Source organism: Pseudomonas delhiensis, assembly GCF_900187975.1.
GTDB classification, from domain to species: Bacteria; Pseudomonadota; Gammaproteobacteria; order Pseudomonadales; family Pseudomonadaceae; genus Pseudomonas; species Pseudomonas delhiensis.
The window spans coordinates 141,628-167,098 of sequence record NZ_FZPC01000001.1 but is presented as its reverse complement, the minus strand read 5'-3'; the positions used below and the strand labels follow the sequence as shown (position 1 = coordinate 167,098).

Annotated in this window: 25 protein-coding genes and 1 pseudogene; 13 read left to right on the top strand and 13 right to left on the bottom strand. The window is 69.9% G+C overall.

The window, feature by feature from the left end:
* Window positions 1-28: 28 nt before the first annotated feature.
* On the bottom strand, window positions 29-1,450 hold the full coding sequence (locus tag CHC02_RS00755; RefSeq protein WP_089389609.1) for an NAD(P)/FAD-dependent oxidoreductase: 1,422 nt from the start codon (window positions 1,448-1,450) through the stop codon (window positions 29-31).
* 180 nt (window positions 1,451-1,630) lie between these two features.
* Window positions 1,631-2,437 (bottom strand): AraC family transcriptional regulator, encoded by an 807-nt coding sequence (locus CHC02_RS00750; protein ID WP_244160908.1) that lies wholly within the window; start codon window positions 2,435-2,437, stop codon window positions 1,631-1,633.
* Window positions 2,438-2,666: 229 nt separating this feature from the next.
* On the opposite strand from CHC02_RS00750, the gene CHC02_RS00745 reads away from it, so the two are divergent.
* The 3 genes from CHC02_RS00745 to CHC02_RS00735 all read left to right on the top strand — a co-directional run bounded on the left by CHC02_RS00745 (window position 2,667) and on the right by CHC02_RS00735 (window position 8,497).
* Window positions 2,667-4,424 carry a DUF1302 domain-containing protein gene (locus CHC02_RS00745; protein ID WP_089389608.1) on the top strand — a complete coding sequence of 586 codons (1,758 nt, stop codon included), beginning with the start codon at window positions 2,667-2,669 and terminating at the stop codon, window positions 4,422-4,424.
* A gap of 23 nt (window positions 4,425-4,447) precedes the next feature.
* Complete coding sequence (locus CHC02_RS00740; protein WP_089389607.1) at window positions 4,448-5,818, top strand: DUF1329 domain-containing protein; 1,371 nt, start codon at window positions 4,448-4,450, stop codon at window positions 5,816-5,818.
* Between the two features lie 159 nt (window positions 5,819-5,977).
* Complete coding sequence (locus CHC02_RS00735) at window positions 5,978-8,497, top strand: LuxR C-terminal-related transcriptional regulator (protein WP_089389606.1); 2,520 nt, start codon at window positions 5,978-5,980, stop codon at window positions 8,495-8,497.
* A gap of 30 nt (window positions 8,498-8,527) precedes the next feature.
* Here the strand turns inward: CHC02_RS00735 and CHC02_RS00730 are convergent, their stop codons facing one another.
* From CHC02_RS00730 to CHC02_RS00720, 3 genes are all read right to left on the bottom strand, one after another.
* Window positions 8,528-9,064, bottom strand: a complete 537-nt coding sequence (locus tag CHC02_RS00730; protein ID WP_089389605.1) for a helix-turn-helix transcriptional regulator — start codon at window positions 9,062-9,064, stop codon at window positions 8,528-8,530.
* 4 nt (window positions 9,065-9,068) lie between these two features.
* Entirely contained in the window at window positions 9,069-9,359 is a 291-nt protein-coding gene (locus tag CHC02_RS00725) for a hypothetical protein (RefSeq protein WP_089389604.1), read from the bottom strand.
* A 64-nt stretch (window positions 9,360-9,423) separates the two neighbouring features.
* Complete coding sequence (locus CHC02_RS00720; RefSeq protein WP_089389603.1) at window positions 9,424-10,233, bottom strand: SirB1 family protein; 810 nt, start codon at window positions 10,231-10,233, stop codon at window positions 9,424-9,426.
* Between the two features lie 173 nt (window positions 10,234-10,406).
* On the opposite strand from CHC02_RS00720, the gene CHC02_RS00715 reads away from it, so the two are divergent.
* Window positions 10,407-11,435, top strand: a complete 1,029-nt coding sequence (locus CHC02_RS00715) for a Glu/Leu/Phe/Val dehydrogenase family protein (RefSeq protein ID WP_089389836.1) — start codon at window positions 10,407-10,409, stop codon at window positions 11,433-11,435.
* A gap of 209 nt (window positions 11,436-11,644) precedes the next feature.
* On the opposite strand, the gene CHC02_RS00710 is transcribed toward CHC02_RS00715, so the two are convergent.
* Window positions 11,645-11,902, bottom strand: a complete 258-nt coding sequence (locus CHC02_RS00710; protein ID WP_009616064.1) for a YebG family protein — start codon at window positions 11,900-11,902, stop codon at window positions 11,645-11,647.
* A 240-nt stretch (window positions 11,903-12,142) separates the two neighbouring features.
* Window positions 12,143-12,421: a DUF3509 domain-containing protein gene (locus CHC02_RS00705; protein WP_089389602.1), complete on the bottom strand. Its 279-nt coding sequence runs from the start codon at window positions 12,419-12,421 to the stop codon at window positions 12,143-12,145.
* Between the two features lie 168 nt (window positions 12,422-12,589).
* Between CHC02_RS00705 and CHC02_RS00700 the strand changes: the two are divergent.
* From CHC02_RS00700 to CHC02_RS00675, 6 genes and pseudogenes are all read left to right on the top strand, one after another.
* Window positions 12,590-13,121 (top strand): annotated as a pseudogene (locus tag CHC02_RS00700) (phosphate-starvation-inducible protein PsiE).
* Window positions 13,122-13,149: 28 nt separating this feature from the next.
* Entirely contained in the window at window positions 13,150-14,121 is a 972-nt protein-coding gene (locus tag CHC02_RS00695; protein ID WP_089389600.1) for an HlyD family secretion protein, read from the top strand.
* Window positions 14,103-15,275, top strand: a complete 1,173-nt coding sequence (locus CHC02_RS00690; RefSeq protein ID WP_089389599.1) for an ABC transporter permease — start codon at window positions 14,103-14,105, stop codon at window positions 15,273-15,275. The genes CHC02_RS00695 and CHC02_RS00690 overlap by 19 nt, the downstream gene beginning before the upstream one ends.
* A 9-nt stretch (window positions 15,276-15,284) precedes the next feature.
* Entirely contained in the window at window positions 15,285-16,418 is a 1,134-nt protein-coding gene (locus CHC02_RS00685; protein WP_089389598.1) for an ABC transporter permease, read from the top strand.
* A 280-nt stretch (window positions 16,419-16,698) separates the two neighbouring features.
* A complete protein-coding gene (locus CHC02_RS00680) occupies window positions 16,699-17,004 on the top strand; it encodes a sigma factor-like helix-turn-helix DNA-binding protein (RefSeq protein WP_089389597.1) in 306 nt (101 codons plus the stop codon).
* Window positions 17,001-17,183: a hypothetical protein gene (locus tag CHC02_RS00675; RefSeq protein WP_089389596.1), complete on the top strand. Its 183-nt coding sequence runs from the start codon at window positions 17,001-17,003 to the stop codon at window positions 17,181-17,183. Before CHC02_RS00680 ends, CHC02_RS00675 begins: the two co-directional genes overlap by 4 nt.
* 171 nt (window positions 17,184-17,354) lie before the next feature.
* Here CHC02_RS00675 and CHC02_RS00670 read toward each other — a convergent pair whose 3' ends face one another.
* The 6 genes from CHC02_RS00670 to CHC02_RS00645 all read right to left on the bottom strand — a co-directional run bounded on the left by CHC02_RS00670 (window position 17,355) and on the right by CHC02_RS00645 (window position 21,105).
* Window positions 17,355-17,603, bottom strand: coding sequence for a hypothetical protein (locus CHC02_RS00670; protein WP_089389595.1), 249 nt, complete (start codon window positions 17,601-17,603; stop codon window positions 17,355-17,357).
* Between the two features lie 31 nt (window positions 17,604-17,634).
* Window positions 17,635-18,522, bottom strand: coding sequence for a TIGR01459 family HAD-type hydrolase (locus CHC02_RS00665; protein WP_089389594.1), 888 nt, complete (start codon window positions 18,520-18,522; stop codon window positions 17,635-17,637).
* Between the two features lie 63 nt (window positions 18,523-18,585).
* Window positions 18,586-19,257, bottom strand: coding sequence for a tyrosine-protein phosphatase (locus CHC02_RS00660; protein ID WP_089389593.1), 672 nt, complete (start codon window positions 19,255-19,257; stop codon window positions 18,586-18,588).
* 97 nt (window positions 19,258-19,354) lie between these two features.
* Complete coding sequence (locus tag CHC02_RS00655; RefSeq protein ID WP_089389592.1) at window positions 19,355-19,732, bottom strand: hypothetical protein; 378 nt, start codon at window positions 19,730-19,732, stop codon at window positions 19,355-19,357.
* Between the two features lie 2 nt (window positions 19,733-19,734).
* Window positions 19,735-20,565 carry an SDR family oxidoreductase gene (locus CHC02_RS00650; protein WP_089389591.1) on the bottom strand — a complete coding sequence of 277 codons (831 nt, stop codon included), beginning with the start codon at window positions 20,563-20,565 and terminating at the stop codon, window positions 19,735-19,737.
* Window positions 20,566-20,640: 75 nt separating this feature from the next.
* Window positions 20,641-21,105, bottom strand: a complete 465-nt coding sequence (locus tag CHC02_RS00645) for a multidrug transporter (protein ID WP_089389590.1) — start codon at window positions 21,103-21,105, stop codon at window positions 20,641-20,643.
* 311 nt (window positions 21,106-21,416) lie between these two features.
* Between CHC02_RS00645 and codB the strand changes: the two genes are divergently transcribed.
* From codB to codA, 3 genes are read left to right on the top strand one after another with little or no spacing between them, the layout of a single operon-like run.
* Window positions 21,417-22,676, top strand: a complete 1,260-nt coding sequence (gene codB, locus CHC02_RS00640; RefSeq protein WP_089389589.1) for a cytosine permease — start codon at window positions 21,417-21,419, stop codon at window positions 22,674-22,676.
* Window positions 22,673-23,902 carry a PucR family transcriptional regulator gene (locus CHC02_RS00635; protein WP_089389588.1) on the top strand — a complete coding sequence of 410 codons (1,230 nt, stop codon included), beginning with the start codon at window positions 22,673-22,675 and terminating at the stop codon, window positions 23,900-23,902. The genes codB and CHC02_RS00635 overlap by 4 nt, the downstream gene beginning before the upstream one ends.
* Window positions 23,899-25,140: a cytosine deaminase gene (gene codA, locus CHC02_RS00630; protein ID WP_089389587.1), complete on the top strand. Its 1,242-nt coding sequence runs from the start codon at window positions 23,899-23,901 to the stop codon at window positions 25,138-25,140. The genes CHC02_RS00635 and codA overlap by 4 nt, the downstream gene beginning before the upstream one ends.
* Window positions 25,141-25,471: the final 331 nt, after the last annotated feature.

Sequence of the window (25,471 nt, the reverse complement as noted above, 5' to 3'; positions counted from 1 at the left end):
GGTGTCGGTGGGAAAGGGGCGGCCGGCTTCAGCCGACCTTCCAGGTCATCAGGCCTTCCATGCTGGCGGCCAGCTTTTCCGCCAGCTGCCGGCGCCAGGCCGGGGTATGGGGGTTGGCCAGCACCTCGTCCTCGTGGACGAAGCTGCGGATGATCGCGTTGTAGCCCAGCCAGCGGCACGGCTCGGGTTCCCAGGCGCGCAGGGCGTCGGTCATGGCGCGGTCGTGGATCACCCAGTTCTGCCGGGTCTCCAGGCTGTCGTTGCCGAGGATCAGGTCGGCCAGGGTGCGCCCGCCCAGGTTGGTGGCGCCCACGCCCTCGCCGCCGTAGCCGCCGGACAGGGCGATGCCGTTGCGGCGGTCGACCAGCATGTGCGGGTGGAAGCGCCGCGACATGCCCAGGTTGCCGCCCCAGGTGTGGGTGATCTTCACGTCCCTGAGCTGCGGGAAGAGTTCGCCGAACAGGTAGCGGCGCAGGCCGACCTCGTCGTCGGTGAGGCTGAAGTCGCTGCGCAGCTTGCCGCCGAAGCGGTAGCCGCCGCGGGCGCCGAAGGCCAGGCGGTTGTCCCGGGTGCGCTGGCCGTAGGTGACCTGGCGGCTGAATTCGCTGAAGGCCTGGCCGCGCTCCAGGCCGATCTCCGCCCATACCGATTCCGGCAGCGGCTCGGTGGCCACCAGCAGGCTCTGCACCGGCAACTGGTAGTTGCCCAGGGGCGGCAGCGCGGCGGCGTAGCCTTCCACCGCCGGCACTATCCACTGGGCCTTCACGCTGCCCTTGTCGGTGCGCAGTTGGCCGGGCTGCCAGTGGCTGACGCGGCTCTTCTCGAACACTTGCACGCCCAGGCGTTCCACCGCGCGGGCCAGGCCGCGGGCCAGCCTGGCCGGGTCGATGGTGGCGCAGTGCGGGGTGTAGAGCGCGCCCAGGGCGCTGGGGATGCGCAGCTGCTCGGCCAGTTCGGCCTTCGACAGCCAGCGGTAGTCGTCCTCGCCCAGGCCCTCGTGGCGCAGGTCGGCCAGGTACTGGCGCAGGCGCCGTTCCTGTTCCGGGTAGCGGGCCGCGCAATAGAGCACGCCGCCCTTGCGGTAGTCGCAGTCGATGCCTTCGCGTTCCAGCACCCTGGCCACCTCGTCGGGGATGCCGTGCAACAGGTCCCAGGTCTCGCGGCGGCGCGGCTCGGGCATGCGGCCCACCAGGCGGTCCTCGCCCAGCAGCGCGCCCATCAGCCAGCCGCCGTTGCGCCCGGAGGCGCCGAAGCCGGCGGTCTCGGCCTCGAGGATGGCGACCTTCAGTTGCGGCGCGCGGGTCTTCAGGTAATAGGCCGTCCACAGCCCGGTGTAGCCGGCGCCGACGATGGCCACGTCGACCTCCAGGGCGCCTTCCAGGGCCGGGCGGGCGATGAAGTCGTCGTCCAGTTGGTTCATCCACAGGCTGATATGGCGCCATGCCGACATAGGGGCGACTCCGGGCAGAAGGGTGATGGGGAATGTGCGCAAGCCTAGAAGCGCCCGGCATTCCTGTCGTGCGCGCGGGTACGCGGGGAAAAGCCGGGGGCGTGGCGTTGTCAGGAGGATTGAGCGGGCCCTGCCCGCGATTCGCGCGCAGGGCGCGCTCCTACGAAGAGCACCTCGGCGTTACGGGGTTTCCATGCGCTTGAGGTATTCCCGCGGCGACAGCCCGGTCTGCTGGCGGAAGCAGCGGTAGAAAGCCGACAGCGAGTTGAAGCCGGCCGAGAAGGCCAGCTCGTCGATGCGCGCCGAGGTGGCCGGGCGCAGTTGCTCCAGCAGGTGCTGCAGGCGCTTCTGGTTGACGTACTGGTAGAAGCTCAGGCCCATCACCTGGTTGAGCAGGTAGGAAATCTGGTTGCGCGTGTAGCCGGTGGCGCCGGCCACCTGGGACAGGTCCAGGTCCGGCGCCAGGTACGGCTGTGCCTTGTGGAAGTATTCCTCCAGGTCGCCGGCCAGTTGGCTGAGCTGGCGCGGCGACAGGCCCAGGCGGCTGGCCGGCGGGCGGCTGTCGGCGGCGGCGCGCCCGGCGCCCGGCGCGTCCTCGCGGACCAGGGTGGCGTATTCGTTGATGCGCCAGATCAGCCCGTCGCGCACGCTGATGGCTTCGCTGGAGTGGAACACCGCCAGGCGCCCGCTGAGGGTGATGGCGGTGCGGTACTGGATGAAGGCCGTGTCGCCGTCCACGCGGATGCGGTCGATGTGGTCGAGGAACTCGTCCGGGCGGCTGGGCATGGTCTGTGTGACGTACTCGCGCAGGTCCGCCAGGCCCATGCGGCGGTTCTGGAAGTAGTCGTTGTATTCCACCTCGGGATGGTAGAGCGCTAGCGCCGCGTCCAGGTCGCGGCGCTTCCAGCTGTCGTGGTAGCGCTGCACCACGTCGCGGGTGCTCGGGGTGAGGTGGCCGTCGGCCGGGGTCGGGTGGGTCGCTTGCATGGCGCACAGGATGCCGCAGAGCGGCCCGCTCGGGTAGGGGGGAGGGGGTGACGTCATCCAGCTGCCGCATGACGGGCCATGCCTGGCGTCAATGGTGGCCGCCCGGGGCCGTCGCAGAGGGGGGGATTCACTCTTTCGGCTGAACGTGCAAATACCTCCTTGGTGCGCTTGGTCGCGCGGCACCCGGCTGAGTAGCGTGTAGCCGCCTAGACACCGTCAGGAGTGCCGAATGACAACAAAAACAAGGCGCGTATCGTTCCAACCGAAACTGCTGGCCGCCGCTGTAGCCCTGGGTTGCGCCACCCAGGCCGGGGCCGTCTCGTTCAACATCGGGGAAATCGAGGGGCAGCTCGATTCGACGCTGTCCGTGGGGGCCAGCTGGGGGCTGCGCGACGCCGACTCGGAATACGTCGGCGCCCGCAACGGCGGCCGCGCCTCGTCGCAGACGTCCGACGACGGCCGCCTCAACTTCAAGAAGGGCGAGACCTTCTCGAAGATCTTCAAGGGCATCCATGACCTGGAGCTGAAGTACGGCGACACCGGCGTCTTCGTCCGCGGCAAGTACTGGTACGACTTCGAGCTGAAGGACGAGCACCGCGAGCTCTACGACATCAGCGACGAAGGCCGCAGCATGGGCGCGCGTTCCTCCGGCGCCGAGCTGCTCGACGCCTTCATCTACCACAAGTACAGCATCGGCGACCTGCCCGGCACCGTGCGCCTGGGCAAGCAGGTGGTGAGCTGGGGCGAGAGCACCTTCATCCAGAACTCCATCAACAGCATCAACCCGGTCGACGTCGCCGCCTTCCGCCGCCCCGGCGCGGAGATCAAGGAAGGCCTGATCCCGGTGAGCATGTTCTACATGTCCCAGGGCCTGACCGACAGCCTCACCGCCGAGGGCTTCTACCAGCTGAAGTGGGAGAAGACGGTGGTCGACAACTGCAGCACCTTCTTCTCCACCACCGACGTCGCCGCCAACGGCTGCAACCAGCTGGCCTTCGCCGGCAGCGACTTCGACCCCGACCCGGCCAGCGGCTACCGCTACCTGGCGCGCACCGGCGACAACACGCCGAGCGACGGCGGCCAGTGGGGCCTGGCCCTGCGCTGGTACGCCGCGGAGCTGAACGACACCGAGTTCGGCGCGTACGTGATGAACTACCACAGCCGCAACCCGGTCTTCAGCACCGTCGCCGGCCAGGGCCTGGCCACCGCCGACCCGGTCACCGGCGCGGCCAGCGCGCAGTACCTGATCGAGTACCCGGAAGACATCCGCCTCTACGGCCTGAGCTTCCAGACCAACATCGGCGGCACCTCGGTGGCCGGCGAGGTCAGCTACCGGCCGAACATGCCGCTGCAGCTCAACAGCACCGACCTGACCGTGGCCGCGCTCTACCCGACCACGCTGTTCGGCAACCCCCTCTACGCCAGCGGCTTCGCCACGCCCACCGCCGGCGAGGTGATCCACGGCTACGTGCGCAAGCCGGTGACCCAGGCCCAGGTGACCGTGACGCAGTTCTTCGACCAGGTGCTGGCCGCCGAGCGCCTGACCCTGGTCGGCGAGGTGGGCTACAACCACATCAGCGGCATCGACGACAGCGAGCTGCGCTTCGGCCGAGACTCCATCTGGGGGATCGGCGAGCTGCCCAACAACTCCCTGTGCCAGGGCCTGCTGAACGCCGCCAACCCCGGCGAGTGCAACAACAAGGGCTTCTACACCACCAGCAGCTGGGGCTACCGCCTGCGCGGCATCCTCGACTACCCCAACGTGATCGCCGGCATCAACCTCAAGCCGAACCTGGCCTGGTCCCACGACGTGCACGGCTACGGGCCGAACTTCAGCGAGGGCGCCAAGGCGGTCAGCGTCGGGCTGGATGCGGACTACCAGAACACCTATACCGCCAGCATCAGCTATACCGATTTCTTCGGTGGCGATTACAACCCGATCAACGATCGCGACTTCATCGCCGTCAGCTTCGGCGTGAACTTCTGATCGGCCAGTCAAGGACAGGAAAGATGAACAAGATACGAATCCTGCAATGCGGCGCCCTGGCCCTGAGCCTGCTTTCCGGTGCCGTGATGGCGGCGGTGTCGGCGGACGAGGCGGCCAAGCTCGGCACCAGCCTCACGCCCATGGGCGCGCAGAAGGAAGGCAACGCCGACGGCAGCATCCCGGCCTGGACCGGCGGCATCGACAAGAGCGCCGGCAGCGAGGACGCCCGCGGCTTCCTCAGCGACCCCTTCGCCGGCGAGAAGCCGCTGTTCACCATCACCGCGCAGAACGTCGACCAGTACAAGGACAAGCTCACCGACGGCCAGGTGGCGCTGTTCAAGCGCTACCCGGACACCTACCGCATCCCGGTGTACAAGACCCACCGCACCTTCTCGCAGCCGGCGGAAATCTACCAGGCGGTGAAGACCAGCGCGGTCAACGTGCAGCCGATCAACGACGGCAACGGCCTGGCCAACTTCGACAAGAGCCGCTACTACGCCTTCCCGCTGCCGAAGAACGGTGTCGAGGTGCTGTGGAACCACATCACCCGCTACCGCGGCGGCAACCTGGCGCGCACCGTGGTCCAGGTCACCCCGCAGACCAACGGCAGCTACACGCCGATCCGCTTCGAGGAGACCGTGGCCTTCCCGCAGAACATGGGGGACGTCGACCTCGCCAAGGTCAGTAACATCCTCCTGTACTTCAAGCAGTCGGTAACGGCGCCGGCGCGCCTGGCCGGTAACGTGCTGCTGGTCCACGAGACCCTCGACCAGGTCAAGGAGCCGCGCCTGGCGTGGATCTACAACGCCGGCCAACGCCGCGTGCGGCGCGCCCCGCAGGTGGCCTACGACGGCCCCGGCACCGCCGCCGACGGCCTGCGCACCTCGGACAACTTCGACATGTTCTCCGGCGCCCCGGACCGTTACGACTGGAAACTGGTGGGCAAGAAGGAGCTGTACATCCCCTACAACAGCTACAAGCTGGGCCTGCCCACCTACAAGTACGACGACATCGTCAAGGCCGGCCACCTCAACCAGGACCTGACCCGCTACGAGCTGCACCGCGTGTGGGAAGTGGTGGGCACCGTGAAGCCGGGCGAGCGGCACATCTACGCCAAGCGCCACATGTACATCGACGAGGACAGCTGGCAGATCGCCGAGGTCGACCACTACGACGGCCGTGGCCAGCTGTGGCGCGTTTCCGAAGGCCACCAGATGTTCAACTACGCGCACCAGGCCGGCGGCTACGTGCCGGAGGTGATCTACGACGTGATTGCCGGCCGCTACCTGGCCCTGGGCCTGTTCAACGAAGAGAAGAGCGGCTACCGCTTCGGCATCAAGGCCAGCATGGCCGACTACACCCCGGCGGCGCTGCGCAACGAAGGCGTGCGCTGAGCCGGGCCATGGCCGGCGGCGGCGAGGGCTGCCGCCGGCCATGTACCCTTCTGTAATGCCAAAGGATGATATGTCGCTACATACATCCGGCTGATAGCCCTTCCCTGGGGGCGGCCCCCTGACTAGTCTCGAACGTCAGGATCGGTCGGACCCCTGCCCATGATCGACGCTGCCACCCCGCTCGCCTCGCTACCCCGCCTGCCCCCGCAGCACCTGCCGCGCGCACGCCTGCGCCAGGCCCTGCTGCTCGAGGAGCACCGCCTGCGCCTGCTGCTCGCCCCCCTGGGGCACGGCAAGACCGTGCTGCTGGGCGAGTGCGCCCGCGCCGCGCCGGCCGGCACCCGCGTCGCCTGGCTGGCGCTGGGCGGCGAACCGCTCGACGCCGCGGCCCTGTGCCGGCGCCTGGGCGAGGCCCTGGGCCTGGGGCCGGCCGGCGAGGCCGAGGTGCCGGGCCGCCTGCGCGACTGCCGCGAGCCGCTGTGGATCATGCTCGACGACTACCCCCGCGAACCCGATGCCGCGCTGGACGCCTGCCTCGACCGCCTGCTGGTCCAGGCCTCGCCCTGGGTGTCCTGGTGGCTGGCCAGCCGGCGGCGCCCGGCGTGCAACCTGGCGCGCCTGCTGCTGGAAGGCGAACTGCTGGAACTGGGCGAGGCGGAACTGGGCTTCGACGCCGCCGAGCTGGAGGCCTTCCTGCTGCGCAACGGCCGCGACTGGCCGGAGGAGCTGCGCCTGGCGCTGCTGGAACAGACCGATGGCTGGTGCGCCGGGGTACGCCTGCGCCTGCTCGGCTGGCCGGCCGAGGCGGGCACGCCCTCGCCCGGGCAACTGGCCGAGGCCGGCCGCCCGCTGCTGCGCGAATACCTGCAGCGGGAAATCCTCGACGCCCTGCCCGCGCCACAGGCGGAAGTGCTCTGCGACCTGGCGCGGCTCACCCGTTGCTGCACCTCCCTGGCCGAATACCTCTTCGAGGAACAGCCCGGCATCCTCGACTCCCTGCTGGAGCGCGGCGTCGGCCTGCATCGGGAGGAAGGCGCCGGCGCCTGGTACCGCCTGCCGCCGCTGCTGGCCGGCGAACTCGCCGACATGGGCCATGGCTCGCCCTGCGGCCTGCACCGCCGGGCCTGCCAGTGGTACAGCCAGCAGGGCGACCTCCACGCCGCCTTCGAGCATGCGCTGCGCGCCGACCAGCCCGACGTCGCCGCCAGCCTGCTGCAGCGCCTGACCGAAGACCAGCTGCTGCAGGGGCACAACGTCGCCCGGGTGCTGCGCCTGCGCGAGGAACTGCCGGAAGAACTGCTGTCGAGCACGCCGCGCCTGCTGATCCTCAACGCCTGGGCGCTGCTCTTCGCCGGGCGCCTGGACGAGGTGGAAGCCCTCCTGGAACGCTTCGCCCGCTTCCTGCCGATGCCCAGCGCGGCCCGCCAGCGCACGCTGGTGGCGCAGTGGCTGGGCCTGGCCGGCATGCTCGCCCACGCCCGGGGCCAGCGCGAGGCCGGGCCGCTGCTGCAGGCGGCCCTGGACGACCTGCCGGACGAGGCCTGGTCGCAGCGCCTGCTCTGCCTGTCCGGCCTCGGCCAGGTGGCGCTGATCGACGGCCACCTGGACGCGGCGCGCCTGCTCAACCGCGACGCCCTCAAGCTGGCCCGCGCCCAGGGCAGCGCCATCTTCGAGGCCTACCTGGAGATCGACCACGCCTACCTGCTGGCCCAGCGCGGCGAGCTGCTGCGCGCCGAGACCCTGCTGCGCCGCGTGCTCGACGCCCTGGCCGAGCAACGCCAGGCCGGTTGCCCGGTGGCCAGCCGCGCGCAACTGCGCCTGGGCTGGCTGTGCTACCACCAGGCACGCCCGGCCGAGGCGCGCCAGCTGCTGCAGGAGGGCCTGCGCGGCGCCCGCCGCAGCCTCGACTCCTGCGTCATCTACGGCTACATCGGCCTGGCGATGCTGGATGCGCGCCAGGGGCTGTTCGACAGCGCCTTCAACCGCCTGCTCGAAGCCGAGCGGCAGATGCAGCTGCAGCACGTGCCCGAGGCGGTCTACCGCGGCCCGCTGCTGCTGGCCAGCGGCACCCTGAGCCTGCGCCAGGGGCGCACCGCCCAGGCGCGGGAAATCTTCAGCCGGGTGCTGGGCCGCTACCGCGAGGATGGCCGCAGCGCACCGGCCTCGGCGGCGGACCTGCTGCTGCGGGTGGAGTGCCAGTTGGCCCTGGTCGACGCCCAGGACGGCCAGGTGCCGCAGGCGCTGGAGCGGCTCGGCGCGATGCTGGCGGACATGCGCCGGCAGGGGCGCATGGCGCTGGTCTGCGAGATCCTCCTGGGGCTGGCGCTGGCCCACGCCGCCGCCGGCGCCGACGAGCAGGCGCGGGCCTGCTGGCAGGAGGGCCTGCACCTGGCCCGCCACCACGGGCTGGAAGCGATACTGGACGACGCCCGCCGGCACCTGCCGGAACGCTTCGCCGAACAGGCCGGCGAGCGCCCCGCGCCGCTGCTCAGCCTGCGCGAACTGTCGGTGCTGGAACTCATCGCCCGCGGCTGCTCGAACCTGGAGATCGGCGAGCGGCTGTTCATCTCCCTGCACACCGTGAAGACCCACGCCCGGCGCATCAACGGCAAGCTCGGCGTCGAACGCCGCACCCAGGCCGTGGCCCGGGCCAAGGAGCTGGGGCTGCTGAAGGCGTGAAGGGCAGATAACCGCGAACGGCTATTCGCCCTACAGTTCCAGCGAGCCCGGCAGGCCGTGGTTCAGCGCCTGCCTGCCGAACACCTTGTTGGCGAGCACCGCGGCATTGATGGCCTCGGCCACGCTCGCCAGTTCGATTTCCTCGGGCGCGATGCGCATGATGCTGCTGCTGGAAAGGAACTTGAGGATGTCGGCCAGGTGCCAGATGAGCGTCGAGCCTCCATGGGCCGGGGCCGGGAAGGCGCCCTGGTACTTGTTCCTGAGCTTGAGCATGTACTGCCGGGAAACGCTGAGCTTGCTGGCGACGTCGCTCAGGCCCACGTAGTCGGGGGACACTTCCACCAGCGATGCGCCCGGGACGGCCCGCTGCACGTCCTTGATGGCGGAGACGATGGCGACTTCGGCGCTGCTGGCTTCGCGGATGAAGTCCAGGCCGAGCAGGCCCGGGATGCCCGTGCCGACGAACGCGTCGGTGCAGCCTTCGGCGCCCAGGCGCTCGACGATCTCATCGAACTGCGCGTCGGTCTGTGCGTCGATCTTGAACTTGAGGGTGAATTCGAATTCCATCGCTTCAGGTCTCGGAAGAATCCGTTGCCGATTCGGCCGCTTTCGCCGTTTCCGTCATTCCGCCAGTGCAGTTGTCCACCACTCGGCGGACCTGCCTGGCATGGTTGCCGGGGTTCTTGGGTGTGCTCCAGATGCAGGTCGTGCAATGGATGCCGCAGCGGCAATCGTTGGCGTTGAAGGGGCAGCGCAGCTTGCCCCACGCGTGGCCACCGCCCTCGATGACCGTCCAGCCCGCGCTTTCCGCATATTGCAGCGCCTTTTCCACGTCCTTGTCGGGATGCTTCTTGCGAGGCATGGGCTTCTCCAGCCTAGGAAAGCGTCGGTAGGTTGTCAAATGACAACCTATGCGATTGCTCGCTTCAGTGCAATGCCTTCTTCTGCACCGCGATCGCCTCGATGCGCTGGCCCAGGCGCAGTTGCTCGGCCGGGTCGTCGCTCAGCAGCAGGGCGCGTTCCAGGTCGTAGCGCTCGGCCTGGGGGCATTCCAACTGGTGGTAGAGGTCGGCGCGGGCCAGGTGGTCGGCGGCGTTGGCCGCGCCCAGTTCCAGCACGCGCTGGGCATCCTTCAGGGCGGCCAGGTGTTCGCCGGCGGCCTGGTGTAGTTGGCGCAGGTTGCGCGACAGGCGCTGGAGCATCTCGCGCGGCTCGGCGCTGCGCAGGAAGGCGGCGCTCAGCTCCACGTTCGGGCCCAGGTGGCGGGCCAGCAGGTCGCGGCAGTCGCGGGGGTAGAGGCGGCGGCCGGTGGCGGGATCGAGCAGGTGGTCGGCGCCGGGCACGCGCAGCAGGAAGCGCGCGGGGAAGTTCACCCCCTGCAGGGCGATGCCCAGGCGGCGCGCCAGCTCCAGGGCGACCAGCGCCAGCGACAGCGGCTGCCCGCGGCGCCGCTGCAGGACCTGGGACAACAGGGCGGCGCGGGCCAGCAGGGGCACGTTGTCGTCCTCGGCGAAGCCCAGCTCGTTCAGCCGGCGCAACAGCAGCTGGGCCTGCTCGGTGTCGCTGGTGGCCACCGGCAGCGTCGCCTGCAGTTGCCGCTCCAGCTCGTCGAGCACGCGCAGGGACTGCGCGGGCGGCAGGTACGGCTCGTGCTCGGCGGCTATCCACAGGGCCGCCTCGAACAGCGCTGGTGGCTCCTGGGCAAGGCAGGCGAGGCAGGCTTGGCGCGGGTCCATGGCGTTCTCCGGCTGATACTGCGTTTTACCCGCAGCGCCGGGGCTCCGTCCAGCGCCGCCGCGGCTGGTCGTCGGCGGCGCCGCTGGCCCGCGGCGCCTCTGCCTATACTGAGGGAGCCGGCCGCGGCAGGAGCCGTCGGCCGGCTTCCATGCGCCAGCAAGGGAGCGCCGCCATGTTCGACATGATGGAAGCCACCCGGCTAGAGAAACTGCACCTCGCCTACGACCCGGCCACCGGGCTGCGGGCCGTCATCGCCATCCACAGCACCCGCCTGGGGCCGGCCCTGGGTGGCTGCCGCTACCTGCCCTATCCCAACGACGAGGCGGCCCTGCGTGACGCCGCGCGCCTGGCCCAGGGCATGAGCTACAAGGCGGCCCTGGCCGGCCTGCGCCAGGGCGGCGGCAAGGCGGTGATCCTGCGCGCGCCCCACGTGGACAACCGCGGCGCGCTGTTCGAAGCCTTCGGCCGCTTCATCGAGTCCCTCGGCGGGGCCTACGTCACCGCGGTGGACAGCGGCACTTCCAGCGCCGACATGGACTGCATCGCCCAGCACACCGAGCACGTCACCAGCACCACCCGCGGCGGCGACCCCTCGCCGCACACCGCGCTGGGCGTGTTCGCCGGCATCCGCGCCAGCGCCCAGGCGCGCCTGGGCAGCGACGACCTGGAGGACCTGCGCATCGCCGTGCAGGGGCTGGGCCACGTGGGCTTCGCGCTGTGCGAGCACCTGCACGCGGCCGGCGCCGAGCTGCTGGTCAGCGACCTGGACCCGGGCAAGGTGCAACTGGCCGTGGAACAGTTCGGCGCCCAGCCCATCGCCAACGAGGCGCTGCTGACCACGCCCTGTGACATACTCGCGCCCTGCGGCCTGGGCGGGGTGCTCAGCTCGCCGGTGGTGGCGCAGCTGCGTTGCGCGGTGGTGGCCGGCGCGGCGAACAACCAGCTGGCGCACCCGGACGTGGCCGACGAACTGGAGGCCCGCGGCATCCTCTACGCGCCGGACTACGTGATCAATTCCGGCGGGCTGATCTACGTCGCCCTGCAGCACCAGGGCCAGGAGCTGCCGGCGATCACCGCGCACCTGGCGCAGATCGGCAACCGCCTGACCGAGGTGTTCGCCCACGCCCAGGCCGACCACCGCTCGCCGGCGCGGGTGGCCGACATGCTTGCAGAGCGGATTCTCTACGGGCATGGGGGATGAATAGACGCCCTGTAGGAGCGCGCCCTGCGCGCGATTTCGCGGGCAGGGCCCGCTCCTACAGGGGAATACCGAAGGTGGGGCGGCGTAGGAGCGGATTCGTCCGCGATCCGGCCGGCAGGCTGGTGTACGCCGTTGGCCGGGAGCAGCGGAGCAAGGGGCGACGGCGGATAACGCCGGGGCGTTATTGCCCTACGAAAGGCCTTTCGTGCTCATTCCCCTTCCGCGAACAGTTCTCCGAGGGCGTCGGGCTGGTTCTTGAAGGCGCGGGCGAAGGTGTCGCGGTGGCGGGCCATGAAGATGCCGACTTCCTCCACCTGCTCCTCGTTCAGCGAGGGCACCGCCTTGTGCAGGACGGCGGCGAGGTTCTCCGCCAGTTCGAGCATCTTGTCGTGCCGGTCGGCTTCTGCCTTATCCATGAACAGGCGCTCCGGATCGCGGCTGCTGCGGTACACCACTTCGACGGCCATTCATCACCTCGTATGCCTTCTTGCTGTCTGGGGGGAACAAGTACTGTTTATTTATACAGTCAAGCATAAGGCAATAGCCCGGCCCCTGGGAAGAGGTAAATTGCAGAAGGCCAGTATGGCCGGCGAACCGCTTCGGGGCACGCGGGGCCATGGCAGGGCATGCGACAAGTTGGCGCGGGGTGGGAGGATGGCGCGGGGCGTCGGCACCCGGCATGCTGGCCGGGCACGCAGGGGAGGGCTTCAGGAGGCGATGCGCAGGGCGCGGCCGGCGGTCATGTCCGCCAGCAGGCGCGGGGCGCTGTCGCCCTGCTCGATGGCGATACCGAAGCGGATGCTCTGGATCAGGCGTTGCAGCTGTTCCGCGTCCTGCAGCTGGGCATGGCGGATGAGCCGCTTGGCCGCAACGCCCGCCTCGGTCGAAAGCGTCAGGACGATGCTGCCGTCCGGCCGTTCGAGGCTGAAATTGACCCGGAACTGGGCCTGGAATGCATCGGTGAGTACCTGGAAGGGGCTTTCCATCTTCGATCCTGCCTGCGTGGTGGCGTGACCCTTCATGGACTGGAAGGCGTCAGCAAAGTTCGCATTCATATTGCCGCAGCCTCGGCAGGCTATTGCTGCCGGAGGTCAATGGCGTGTGTCTTGCACGTACCAAGCCAACAATCGCTTCAGCGAACCAGGAGTCGACGGATGAAACTGCAATGGGCCGAACGCATGCGCCAACAGATGCACGGAATGGCCGAGTCGCTGGGCAACCTGCTGGTGGAGGGCTTCCACTACCTGGCGCTGTTCGCCATCGGCGGCACCGTGTTCTGGTCGGCGGCGGTGGCCTTCGTCGAGATGTTCGAGAAGGGCCATGCGAGCATCGACGACATCCTGCTGCTGTTCATCTACCTCGAACTGGGCGCCATGGTCGGCATCTACTTCAAGACCAACCACATGCCGGTGCGCTTCCTGATCTACGTGGCGATGACCGCGCTGACGCGCCTGATGATCGCCGACATCCAGCACAACCACGTGCCCGACGACGGCATCATCCTGGTCTCGGTGGCCCTGTTGCTGCTGGCCCTGGCCATCCTGGTGGTGCGCTACGCCTCCTCGCGCTTCCCCTCGGCGCCCTCGGGCAGGGGCGAGCAGGCGCTGCTGCAGGACGACGAGCGCTGACGGCGGTTCGAACGGCAATGGCCCCCTTGGCGGCCGCCATGCACTAACATCGGAATAATTCGCGCCGCCGAGGGAAGACCCGCACGATGAAGGGCTGGAAGCTGTTCGCACCCCTGCTGCTCCTGGTAATCATCTCCATCACCCTGTACCTGCGTCTGCACACCCAGCCCCTGCTGCTGCAGGGCGAGGCGGACGCCACCGAGGTCATAGTCGCCTCCAAGGCCAAGGGCCGCGTCGAGCACCTGCACGTGCGGCGGGGCGACGACGTGACCCGCGGCCAGTTGCTGATCAGCCTGAGCAGCCCGGAGCTGCAGGCCCAGCTGGATTCCCTGCGCGCCGGGCGCAGCCAGGCCCAGGCGCAGCTGGACGAGTCCCTGCACGGCACCCGCGAGGAAACCCTGCGCGCCCTGCAGGCCAGCCTGTCGCAGGCCCAGGCCGAGCTGCGCAACGCCGACCTGGAGTACCAGCGCAACGAGGAACTGGCGGGGCGCGGCTTTGTCTCCCAGGCCCAGCTCGACCTGTCCCGGCGTGGCCGCGACGTGGCGCGCAACCAGGTGGCCGAGGCCCAGGCCAACCTCGACCAGGGCCAGCGCGGCGACCGCGCGGAAGTGCGCCAGGCCCTGCAGGCCGCGGTGCGCCGCGCCGACGCGCAGATCGCCGAGCTGCAGGCGCAGACCGACGACCTGGCGGTGCTCGCCCCGGTGGATGGCGAGGTGGGGCCGATCCCGGCGGAGGAGGGCGAGCTGATCAACGCCTACAGCCCGCTGCTGACCCTGGTGCGGCTGTCCGACAGCTACCTGGTGTTCAACCTGCGCGAGGACATCCTCGCCAAGGTGCGCAAGGGCGACCGGGTGAAGCTGCGCATCCCGGCGCTGGATAACGCCGAGGTGGAGGCCGAGGTGCGCTACATCGCCCCGCTGGGCGACTTCGCCACCAAGCGCGCCACCCGCGCCACCGGCGACTTCGACCTGAAGACCTTCGAGGTCCGCCTGTACCCGCTGCAACCGGTGCAGGGCCTGCGCCCGGGGATGAGCGCGCTGTGGCAATGGCAGCAGTAAGGCGCAACCTGCTGCGTTTCGCCCAGGCGTTCAACACCGAGACGCGCATCGCCGTACGCAGCTGGACCATCCACTGGCTCGGCTGGCTGTGGCCGCTGCTGCTGTTCACCCTGATCAGCGGCATCTACCAGGCCGGCACCCTGCTGGACATGCCGGTGGCCGTGGTCGACGCCGACCACAGCCACCTGTCGCGGCGCGTCGTGCGCGAGCTGGACGCCGGCTCCCACGCCCAGGTCGAGGTGCTCGGCGGCGGCCTGCAGGAAGGCCTGCGGCGCCTGCGCGCGGCCGACGACTACGCGCTGCTGTACATTCCCCGCGACTTCGAGGCCGACGCCCTGGCCGGGCGCCAGCCGCGCGCGGTGCTCTACTACAACTCGCTGTTCTATTCCGCCGGCTTCTACTCCACCCAGGATTTCAGCGGCCTGGTCAGCGGCGTCAACCAGGACCTGCGCCCCTACCTGGCGGCCGGCGCCGGCGCCGCGCTGCCAAAGCTGGCGAGCGTCAGCGTGGCCTACGAGAGCCTGTTCAACGCCAGCGGCAACTACATCTACTACCAGCAGTTCGCCGCCATCGTGCACCTGCTGCAGCTGTTCGTGATAGTCGCCACCGTCCACGTGCTGGCCCGCGAGGCCCCGGAGCTGCGCGCCTCCTCGCCGCACATCCTGCGCGCCCGCGCCCTGGGCGTGCGCCTGCTGGGCAAGCTGGCGCCCTACACCCTGCTGTTCAGCGCGCTGCTGATGCTGGAGCTGTTCCTGCTGGTGACGCTCAACGGCGCGAAGATCAACGGCAGCCCGCTGTGGATGCTGGCGATCACCGTGTGCTACGTGATGGCCGCGCAGAGCGTCGGCCTGGTGCTGTTCATCTTCACCGCCAACCGCTTCAGCGCCTATTCGCTGATCGGCCTGCTGATCGGCGTGGCGCAGACCTATTCCGGGGTGCTGCTGCCGGACCTGGCGATGCCCGAGATCGCCCGCTTCATTAGCCTGGCCGAGCCGCTGACGCACACTCTGCACGGCCTGTTCGACCAGTTCCTGCGCCAGGCCCCGCCGGAGTCCGGGCTGTACGCCTGCTGCCGGCTGCTGGTCTACCCGCTGCTGGCCTACATGATCGCCAAGCTGCGCCTGCGCCGGCGCCTCGACCTGAGCCCGGCCTGAGGAGGCGCCATGGAGAACTTCTGGAACGTCCTCAGGCAGACGCTGAAGAACATGCTGGGCAAGCCGCTGTGGCTGCTGACCGTGCTGTCGGTGGCGCTGACCACCTTGCCCTATGCCCACCGCACCATGGACGACCTGCCGGTGGCGGTGATCGACATGGACCACAGCGCCGCCTCCCGCGAGCTGATCCGCCTGCTCGACGCCGCGCCCAAGATCGCCGTGCGCAGCTACAGCGAGCTGCCCACGGCGCAGCACGACCTGGCCTGGCGGAAGCTGTTCGGCATCGTCATCCTCCCGGTGGATTTCGAGAAGCGCGTGCTGCGCGGCGAAGCGGTGAGTGTGCCGATCTTCGGCGACGCCACCAACCGCATGGCCAACGGGCAGATCCAGCAGGACATCAGCGCCACCTACAACGAACTGACGCTGCGCTACAACGCCGCGCTGCTGCTGCGCAACGGCTTCACCGCGGGCCAGGCCGAGGTGCTGCTGAGCCCGGTGGTGGGCCAGCTCACCGACCTGTTCAACCCCGGCACCAGCTTCGCCGCCATCGTCCTGCCGGGGCTGGTGACGCTGATCCTGCAGCACAGCCTGCTGCTGTCCTGCACCCGGGTGAACCTCAACCTGCGCGGCGGCACCCCGCGCTCGCTGCGCCAGCCGCCGTCCACGCGCTTCGGCCGCTATGCCGCGCAGCTGCTGATCTGGACGGTGCTGGGCATGCTCTTCTACGTGATCTGGCCGTGGCTGATGGGCTACCGCCAGACCGCCTCGTTCTTCATGCTCATGGGCCTGGTGCTGCCCTTCCTGCTGGCGGTGATCGCCCTGAGCGAGTTCCTCGCCGAGCTGCTGCCCTCGGAAGAGGCGGTGTACCTGACCATGACCTTCATCACCCTGCCGCTGTTCTACATGGCCGGCTTCACCTGGCCGCCCCAGGCCATGCCGGCCTGGGTGCAGTGGCTGGCCAACGGCATCCCCTCCACCTGGGCGATCCGCGCGGTGGTGGAGATGAACCAGATGAACCTGCCGCTCTCGGCGGTTGCCGACCGCATCCTGGTGCTGCTCGGCATGGCCGCCGCCTACGGCCTGCTGGGCACGCTGATCTACCAGTTCCGCAACTGGCGCTGGGACCAGCTCAAGGGTTGGTGAGCACCAGCGTTTTCCCACACCTGTAGGAGCGGGCCCTGCCCGCGATTCGCGCGCAGGGCGCGCTCCTACAAGGGCGCGGTGCGTGGCCATGGCGATGGGTATCGCTTCGCTCAACCCATCCTGCGAGTCGACGCGGCTCGGGAATGCCTTTCCATCCATCGCCGCCCCTTGCCGGGATGGCGCGCCCGTGGCATCTTTGCGTAAATGATAATACTTCGTATTTGAGCGGTGTTCACAGGCGCACCCCCGGTGCAACGCGCACCTGGCGCAGAGGGCTCCCGTGTCGTCCCCGTACGCTTCCACCCATTCCCAGGTCGGCGAACTCTACGCCGGCCACCACCACTGGCTGCTGGGCTGGCTCTACCGCCGCCTGGAATGCCACCAGCAGGCCGCCGACCTGGCCCAGGACACCTTCGTCCGCCTGCTCGATGGCCTCAGGCCCAAGGTGCGCAGCGCCTTCCTGCTGTCGCAGCCGGACGGCCTGACCTACCCGCAGATCGCCGGGCAGCTGGGCGTGTCGCTCAGCTCGGTGCAGCAGTACATGGCCCAGGCCTTTGCCCACTGCGACCAGGCGCTCTCCCCATGAGCCGGGCGCAGCCGCTGGAACACGGCGTGGTCGAGCAGGCCATCGGCTGGCGCGTGCGCCTGGCCTCGGGGCTGGCCGGCGCCGACGAACAGGCCGCCTACGGCCTGCGCGACTCGCGCAGCCTGCCGGTCCGCGCGCTGTACCGCACCCGCTACTGGGTGACGCTGGTGCCGGCCTAGCGCGCCATGCCATTGCTTCAGCGCCCGGTAGGGCGGTGCTCCGTAGCCGGATCCGGAACGCGCCTGGAATCACGGTCAAACGGCGTATAACCGCGAACGGTTATACGCCCTACGCCATGGCTGGGCATTGCGTAGGGCGCATAACGCCTACGGCGTTATCCGCCGTTTGCCTCAGGCATCGCTCGTCTTGCGCCGGTTCTTGTAGCTGCCGCGGATGTTCATCGCCGCCAGGCACAGCTGCAGCAGTACCAGGGCGTAGGCCTTGGCCGGCAGGCCCCAGGCTATCCACAGGGCGTTGCTGGCCAGGAAGGTCCAGAAGCCGAGCTTGCGCCGCCGGCGCTCGCGCGAGCCGACCAGCCAGGCGGCCAGTACCGTGACCAGCATCGCCGGCCATTGCAGCAGGTCGAGGAATTCGTGCATGAGGCGGTTTCCCGCGGCTGTCGTCCCTGCTTCAGACCAGCCCGGGCGCCGCGAAGTGCGGTCGGACTGCGTAGCCGTCGAGCAGCGCCTGTACCTTGTCCGCATCCAGTTCGCCGTTGAAGGGCAGGCCCAGGGCCTGGCGGTGGATGCCGGTGGCCGCCAGCCAGAGGGTGTCGATGCGCGCGGCCAGGGCGCCGGGCACGTCGGTCACCAGGGAGTCGCCGACGAACAGGATGTTCTGCACCCCGCGGGCCTGCAGCTGCCGTTCGGCGATGCGGAAGGCCGCCGGGTCCGGCTTGCCGAACCAGCGCACCTCGCCGCCTTCCTCGGCGAAGGCCTCGGCCAGGCGGCCGGCGCCGAACACCGTGCGCCCGGCGGAGACCACCACGCGGTCCGGGTTGGCGCAGAGGAAGGGCAGCTCCAGGGCATGGCGCAGCGGTTCGAAGCGCGCCTCCAGCTCGCCCTGGGGGAAGCTGCCGACGCCGAGGATCGCCCTGGCCTTGTGGATATCCGCATCGAAGCGCTCGCGGATGTGCTTCGGCCAGGTTTCCAGGGCATCGCCCACGCCGGCGATGTAGATGCCGCCGTCCTGCAGCCCTGCATCGTGCTCGATGGCGTCGATGGCCAACTGGCCGGAGGTGGTGATGCCGGTGTACAGCTCGCGCGGCACGCCCAGGCGCGCCAGGATGTCGGCCATTTCCGCGACGCTGCGCGAGGCGTTGCTGAGGAACCACACCGGCCGGCACTCGGCGGCGCGCCGGCGGAGCCAGGCGAGGGCGCCGGGGAAGACCTCGGCACCGTCCATCAGCACGCCCCAGAGGTCGAGGATGAAGCCGTCGTAGCCGGCGCAGAAGGCATCCAGGCCGGCGTGGTCGATGAGGCGGGTGTGGGTGACGGCGCTGAAGCGTGGGGAGGTCATGGCAAGCCTGTCGCGGGGGAAAAGCCCCAGCCTAGCGCACCGCGGGCCGGCAGGTGAATGCTTTCAGCTGGCCGGGTGGGCCTGGGCGACGCTCACCGGCGCCGGGGCCACCGGCACCTCCACCAGCCCGCGCAGGTGGCACAGGCTGAACGGGCTGGGGCTGCAGCGGCCCTCGGCCATGGCCTGGCGGATGGCGGCGACGTCGGCGTTCTGCACGTACCGGACGGCGTCGGCCATGTCGTCGGCGCTGCCGAAGCCGCCTTCGCGCATTTCCCTGAGCGCGTCTTCCTTGCTCCAGCCCTGGACCACCGTGCGGTACATGGCGGAAAACAGCCCGGTGCGGTCGCTGCCGTGCTTGCAGTGCATCAGCACCGGGCCCTGCTGCTGGGCGGCCTGGAGCAGATTGAGCACGCGGATCACGTCGGCGTCGTCGACGCGGTCGGCGTGGGTCGGGAAGCTCAGGACCTGCAGCGGCGCGGCGCCGGTCCAGGCCTTGTCGTCGTCCTTGATGAAGCTCAGCACCGTGTGCACGCCCAGCTGCTGCAGCAGCGGCAGGTCCTGGCCGTCGGGCAGGGCGCTGCGGTAGAGGGTGGGCGACATGCGGTAGAGGTTGAACGACTTGTCCACCGGCTGCGCCCAGTCGGCGGGGCGCTCGTCGGCGTGGGCCGCCCCGGCGGCGAGGGCGAGGGCGAGCAGGCAGCGGCGCAGGGCCGGGAAGGGCAGGGCGCGGCGCATGGCGGCCTCCTGGCTGGCGGAGCGCAGACAGTAGGCGGCGGGCGATAAAGCCCGGATGAAAAGATTGTGAAAAAAGCGTGAAGGCGCCCCGTGGCGATCAGCGGGGCAGGAAGCGCGCCTGCACCGGCGGGCGGAAGAACCACCAGGCGGCCAACGGGTAGACCAGGTAGTTCACCAGGTACAGCAGCAGCGCGGCGTGGCCCGGCGGGTTGCGCCAGGCGGCCAGGGCCACCAGCGCCAGGTACAGCAGGGCCAGGCCGGCGGCGTAGAAGCCAAGCAGGCGCCAGCGCTCGCCGACGCTGGGCAGGCGGCCCACGCGGCGGGCGAAGAAGAAGGCCATGCCGGCGCCGATGGCCAGCGCCACCAGCAGGTTCACCGGCACCAGGCCGTAGCGCAGCAGGGTGCGCAGCAGCACGTTGAGGACCATGGCGACGAGGATGCCGGCGAGGGCGTAGTAGCGGGTGCGGATGGGCATGGCTAGAGGCTCCCGTCCAGGCCGAAGCGTTTCTTCAGGGCCTTGTCCAGCAGGGCGGTGGGCAGCCAGCGGGCCAGCAGCGGCAGGGCGCGGCTGCCGTGACCGACGCGCAGCAGGCGCGGGCGTGGCTGGCGCTGCACGGCGGCCAGCAGCTGGCGGGCCAGTTCGGCGGCCGGGGTGGGCTGGTCCTGGGAGGCGCCGGCGCGGGCGCGGATGAACTCGCGCAGCGGCCACCAGGGCGAGCCTTCCGCCACCAGGGCATCCAGGTTGCGGTTGGCGTTGGCGCCGAAGCGGGAGGCGATGGCGCCGGGCTGCACCTCCAGCACCCCGATGCCGAAGGGCGAAAGCTCCAGGCGCAGCGCTTCGTTGATGGCGTGCAGCGCGGCCTTGGAGGCGCAGTAGGCGCCGGCGAAGGGGGTGACCAGCACGCCGGACACGCTGCCGATGTTCACCACCAGCCCACGGCGCTCGCGCAGCAGCCCGAAGCAGGCGCGGCTCAGCTCGACCACGGCGAAGACGTTGGTCTCGAACTGCCGGCGCAACGCTTCGGCGCCGCCGTCCAGCAGCGGGCCCATGGCGCCGTAGCCGGCGTTGTTGACCAGCACGTCCAGGCCGCCGGCCTCGCGCCGCAGCTGCTCGGCCAGGCGGGCGATGGCGGCGCCGTCGTCGACGTCCAGCTGCACACCGCGGAAGCCGGCCTGGCCCAGGGCGGCCACGTCCTCGTCGCGCCGGGCCGTGGCCCAGACGCTGTAGCCGGCGCCGCGGAAGGCCTCGGCCAGGGCGCGGCCGATGCCGCTGGAGCAACCGGTGATCAGGGCGACGGGTTGGGGCATGGCGGCTTTCCTTGGCGTGCGCGGCGGCATGGGTATTCGGCGCCTACCCTAACGGATTGCGCCGCGCGGGTGAACTCAATCGCCGAAGCGCCCCTCGATGCGCTCGGCGCGGAACTCCAGGGTGCTGGCGCGGTAGCCCGGGCGCAGTGCCGGCAGCGGCAGGCAGTCGCTCCAGGCATCGCCGCCGAGCAGCGCGCCGGGGCCGCGGTAGCGCGGCGCCTCGTAGAGGTTCTCGGCGAGGTCCGTGGTGTCGCCGGGGCGGTAGGCGGCGACCTTCCAGCGCAGCTCCAGCAGCGGCGCGTCGCTGCCGTTCTTCAGGTCGACGCGCAGCGGGCGCTCGGCCGGGCACAGCGTCGGCGCGTAGCGGATGCGCAGTTCCAGGCGCTCCAGGCGGCGCTGGTCGCGGCTGTCCTGCCAGATCGCCAGGGCCGCCACCAGGCCCAGGCCGACCAGGGCCGCGGCCGAGATCGGCAGGGCGCGGGCGGGGTAGCGCAAGAGGAGGATGATCCAGGTGACGATGAGGAGGATGCCGAAGAACATGGGCGCTTCCAGCGGGGACTTGCGCAGCAGCCTAGCAAATCCGCCGGTCTTCGAACGACTTCGAGCCGCGCTAGCGACCTGGGTCAAGGTTGCGCGGATTTGGTGCGCCGGGCGCTGCCTTCTGCCTCGAAAAGCCGCATAATGCACATTTGAGCAGGCACGCGGCGGCATATTTCCCTTGGGAAGTGTGCATTCTGAACATCGCTTGGTGTTCGTCATGCTCAAAGGTTTCCGCGTCGTTCCCCGTCGGCCTTTCCGGCCCGCTCCTTGCTCCAGGCCGACAGACATCCAACCACTTCGCGGAGACATCCATGAGTTCCCCCAGTGAATTCCCCCTGAGCGCCACGCCCAGGGAAGGGCGCAAAGGGCTGCTGCCCATCGCCATGGTGCTGTTCAGCTTCACCTTCTTCACCGGCACCATGTTCGCCGGCGGCAAGATCGGCATGGCCTTCGACTTCGTCGACATGCTCTGGGTCGCCGTCGTCGGCAACACGCTGCTGGCCGTCTACGCCGCCGCCCTGGGCCTGATCGCCTCGCGCAGCGGGCTGAACACCGTGCTCATGGGGCGCTTCTGTTTCGGCGAGCGCGGCAGCAAGCTGTCGGACTTCCTCCTGGGCTTCGCCGAGCTGGGCTGGTACGCCTGGGGCACCGCCACCGTGGCCATCGTGCTGGTGAAGATGCTGGCCCTGCCGGGCTGGCTGACCATTCCGCTGATGGTGCTGTTCGGCCTGGGCTTCAGCATTACCGCGATCATCGGCTTCCGGGGCCTGGACCTGCTCTCGCGGGTGTCGGTGCCGCTGATGTTCGTGCTGCTGGTGGCCTCGATGGTCATCGCCACCCACAAGGCCGGCGGCTGGTCCGGGCTGCTGGCGGTGCAGCCGGGCACCGGCATGACCTTCTCGGCCGCCGTGACCATGGTCTTCGGCACCTTCGCCAGCGGCGCCACCCAGGCCACCAATTGGACGCGCATGGCGCGCAGCGGGCGCATCGCGGTGGCCGCCAGCGTCATCAGCTTCCTCGTCGGCAACGGCCTGATGATAGTCGCCGGCGCCTGGTGCGCCATCGTCTACCAGAACGCCGACATCGTCGAAGTCATGGTCCTGCAGGGGCTGTCGTTCGCCGCGGTGGTCATGCTCTGCCTGAACCTGTGGACCATCCAGGGCCCGACCATCTACAACGTCTCCGCCGCGGCCTGCCACCTGGTGCGCAGCGAGCGCCGGCGCAGCATGACGCTGCTCGCCGCGGGGGTGGGCATCGTCCTGGCCATCGGCGGCATGTACGAGTGGCTGATTCCCTTCCTGGTGCTGCTGGGCTCGATCATCCCGCCGCTGGGCGGGGTGATCATGGCCGACTTCTGGCACCGCCACCGCGGCAACTACCCGGCGCTGGTCGGCCCGCACATCCCGGCGTTCAACGTCGCCGGCCTGGTGTCCTACGCGGTGGGCGCGGCGCTGGCCTACGCCTCGCCGTGGATCGCCCCGCTGGTGGGCATCGCCGCCTCGGCGGCCTGCTACATCATGCTCGGCGAAATCGCCCGCGCCCGCGCCGGCGTGGCGGAGCCGCGCGCTTGAGCCTGAGCGTCGAGGAAATCCTCCGCCTGCCGGGGCTGGAGAGCCTGACCCTGCGGGCCGGCGCGCGCAACCTGCGGCGCAGCGTGCGCTGGTCCTACGTGGCGGAGAACGAAGGCATCGCCGAGTGGGTGATGGGGGGCGAGCTGGTATTCGTCACCGGCATCAACCACCCGCGCGACGAGGCCAACCTGCTGCGCCTGGCCCGCGAGGGCGTCGCCTGCGGCATCGCCGGGCTGGTGATCCTCACCGGCGACGAGTTCATCCAGCGCATCCCCGAGGCGCTGGTGGAACTGGCCGAGCGCGAGGGCCTGCCGCTGATCGAGCAGCCCTACGCGCTGAAGATGGTCGTCGTCACCCACCTGATCGGCACGGCCCTGGTGCAGATGACCCAGGTGAAGCACTCGCGGCGCGACATCCTCGGCCAGCTGCTCAGCGGCGACTGCCCGAGCCTGGCCATCGTCCGCCGCCGCGCCGGGCACCTGCAGCTGCCGCTGGAGGCGCCACGGCGCCTGGTGGCGCTGCGCCTGGCCGGCATCGACCGGCTGTTCCGCGAGCACGCCCCGGAGGAGGCCGAGCGCCGCCTGCAGCTGTACCGCCAGCAGTTGCTCGACCGCCTGGAGGACTGGCAGCGCAACCTGCCGGACGCGCTGCCGACCCTCGTCCAGGGCGACCTGTTCGTGCTGCTGCTGGCCGACTGCGAGCAGGCCTGCGGGCGCGATGCCCTGCTGGGCCTGGCGGCGACTTTGGCGCGGGAGCTGCCATTGCGCGCCTACCTCGGCCTGTCGGCGCCCGCCGCGGACTGCGCCGACTTCCCCCGCGCGCTGCTGCAGGCGCGCCAGGCGCTGGAGGTGGCCGAGGGGCTGCGCCCGCCGGGCGGCCTCTGCGACTACCGCGAGCTGGGCGTGCTGCGCCTGCTGCGGGCCATTCCCGATCGCACGGTGATCGAGCAGTTCCTCCACGACACCCTCGGCGCCCTGCTGGCGCCGGGGCGCAAGCAGCCGCAGCTGCTGGTCGACACCCTCGACGCCCTGCTCCAGGAGGGAGGCAACGCCCTGCGCGCCGCCCAGCGCCTGGGCATCCACCGCAACACCCTGAACCAGCGGATCGCGCGCATCGAGTCGTTGAGCGGCCAGTCCCTCGACGACCCGCAGTTCCGCCTGAACGCATCCATGGCGCTGCTCATCCGCCGCACGTCCAGCGCCCAGCTCGAGGAGCCAAGACAATGAAGATCGTCAACGCCAAGCTGCGCAAGCAAGAAGGCCTGTTCACCATCCGCTGCGAGGGCGAGACCATCGCCGAGGTGCTGCCCCAGGCGGCCAGCGTCGCCGCCGCCGGCGAGGACCTCGACGCCGCCGGGCAACTGGTGATCGCGCCGCTGGTGGAGCCGCACATCCACCTCGACGCCACCCTCACCGCCGGCGAGCCGGAATGGAACATGAGCGGCACCCTGTTCGAGGGCATCGAGCGCTGGGCGCAGCGCAAGGAAACCATCACGCACGAAGACACCAAGGCCCGCGCCCACACCACCATCCGCATGCTCGCCGCCCACGGCATCCAGCACGTGCGCACCCACGTCGACGTCACCGATCCCTCGCTGGCGGCGCTCAAGGCCATGCTGGAGGTGAAGGCGGAGGCCAAGCACCTGGTGGACCTGCAGATCGTCGCCTTCCCGCAGGAGGGCATCGAGTCCTACGAGGGCGGCCGCGCGCTGATGGAGGAGGCCATCCGCCTGGGCGCCGACGTGGTCGGCGGCATCCCGCATTTCGAGAACACCCGCGAGCAGGGCGTCAGCTCGATCAGGTTCCTCATGGACCTGGCCGAGCGCAGCGGCTGCCTGGTGGACGTGCACTGCGACGAGACCGACGACCCCAACTCGCGCTTCCTCGAAGTGCTCGCCGAAGAGGCGCGGGTGCGCGGCATGGGCGCGCGGGTCACCGCCAGCCACACCACGGCCATGGGCTCCTACGACAACGCCTACTGCTCCAAGCTGTTCCGCCTGCTCAGGCGCTCGGGCATCAGCTTCGTCTCCTGCCCGACCGAGAGCATCCACCTGCAGGGGCGCTTCGACAGCTTCCCGAAACGCCGCGGCGTGACCCGCGTGGCCGAGATCGACCGCGCCGGCATGAACGTGTGCTTCGGCCAGGATTCGATCAAGGACCCCTGGTACCCGCTGGGCAACGGCAACATCCTGCGGGTGCTCGATGCCGGCCTGCACATCTGCCACATGATGGGCTTCGACGACCTGCAGCGCAGCCTCGACCTGGTCACCGACAACAGCGCCCGCGCGCTGAACCTGGGCGAGCGCTACGGCATCGCCGCCGGCCGCCCGGCCAACCTGCTGGTGCTGGGCGTGGACAGCGACTACGAGGCGGTGCGCCAGCAGACCAGGGCGCTGTATTCCATCCGCCACGGCCGCGTGCTGATGCGCCGCGCGCCGGAGAGCGTGGAGCTGCTCGAAAGTTGATGCCGGGATACCTGTAGGAGCGGGCCCTGCCCGCGATTCGCGCGCAGGGCGCGCTCCTACAGGGGAATGGCGTGGGTGGGGCGGCGTAGGAGCGGATCTCATCCGCGATCCGCGCCGATATGTCCGGCTATCGCGGACAAGGTCCGGGCGAGCACGGCTTCTTGTAGGAGCGAGCTTGCTCGCGAACGGCTTCGCTGCGGGGCTGGTTCGCGAGCAAGCTCGCTCCTACGAAGAGCCTCCCGGCGTGGCCGGCAAGGCAGCCCCGTAGGATGGGGTGAGCGAAGCGATACCCATCGCCGCCCCACCCACGGCATTCCCCTCGCACAAAGAA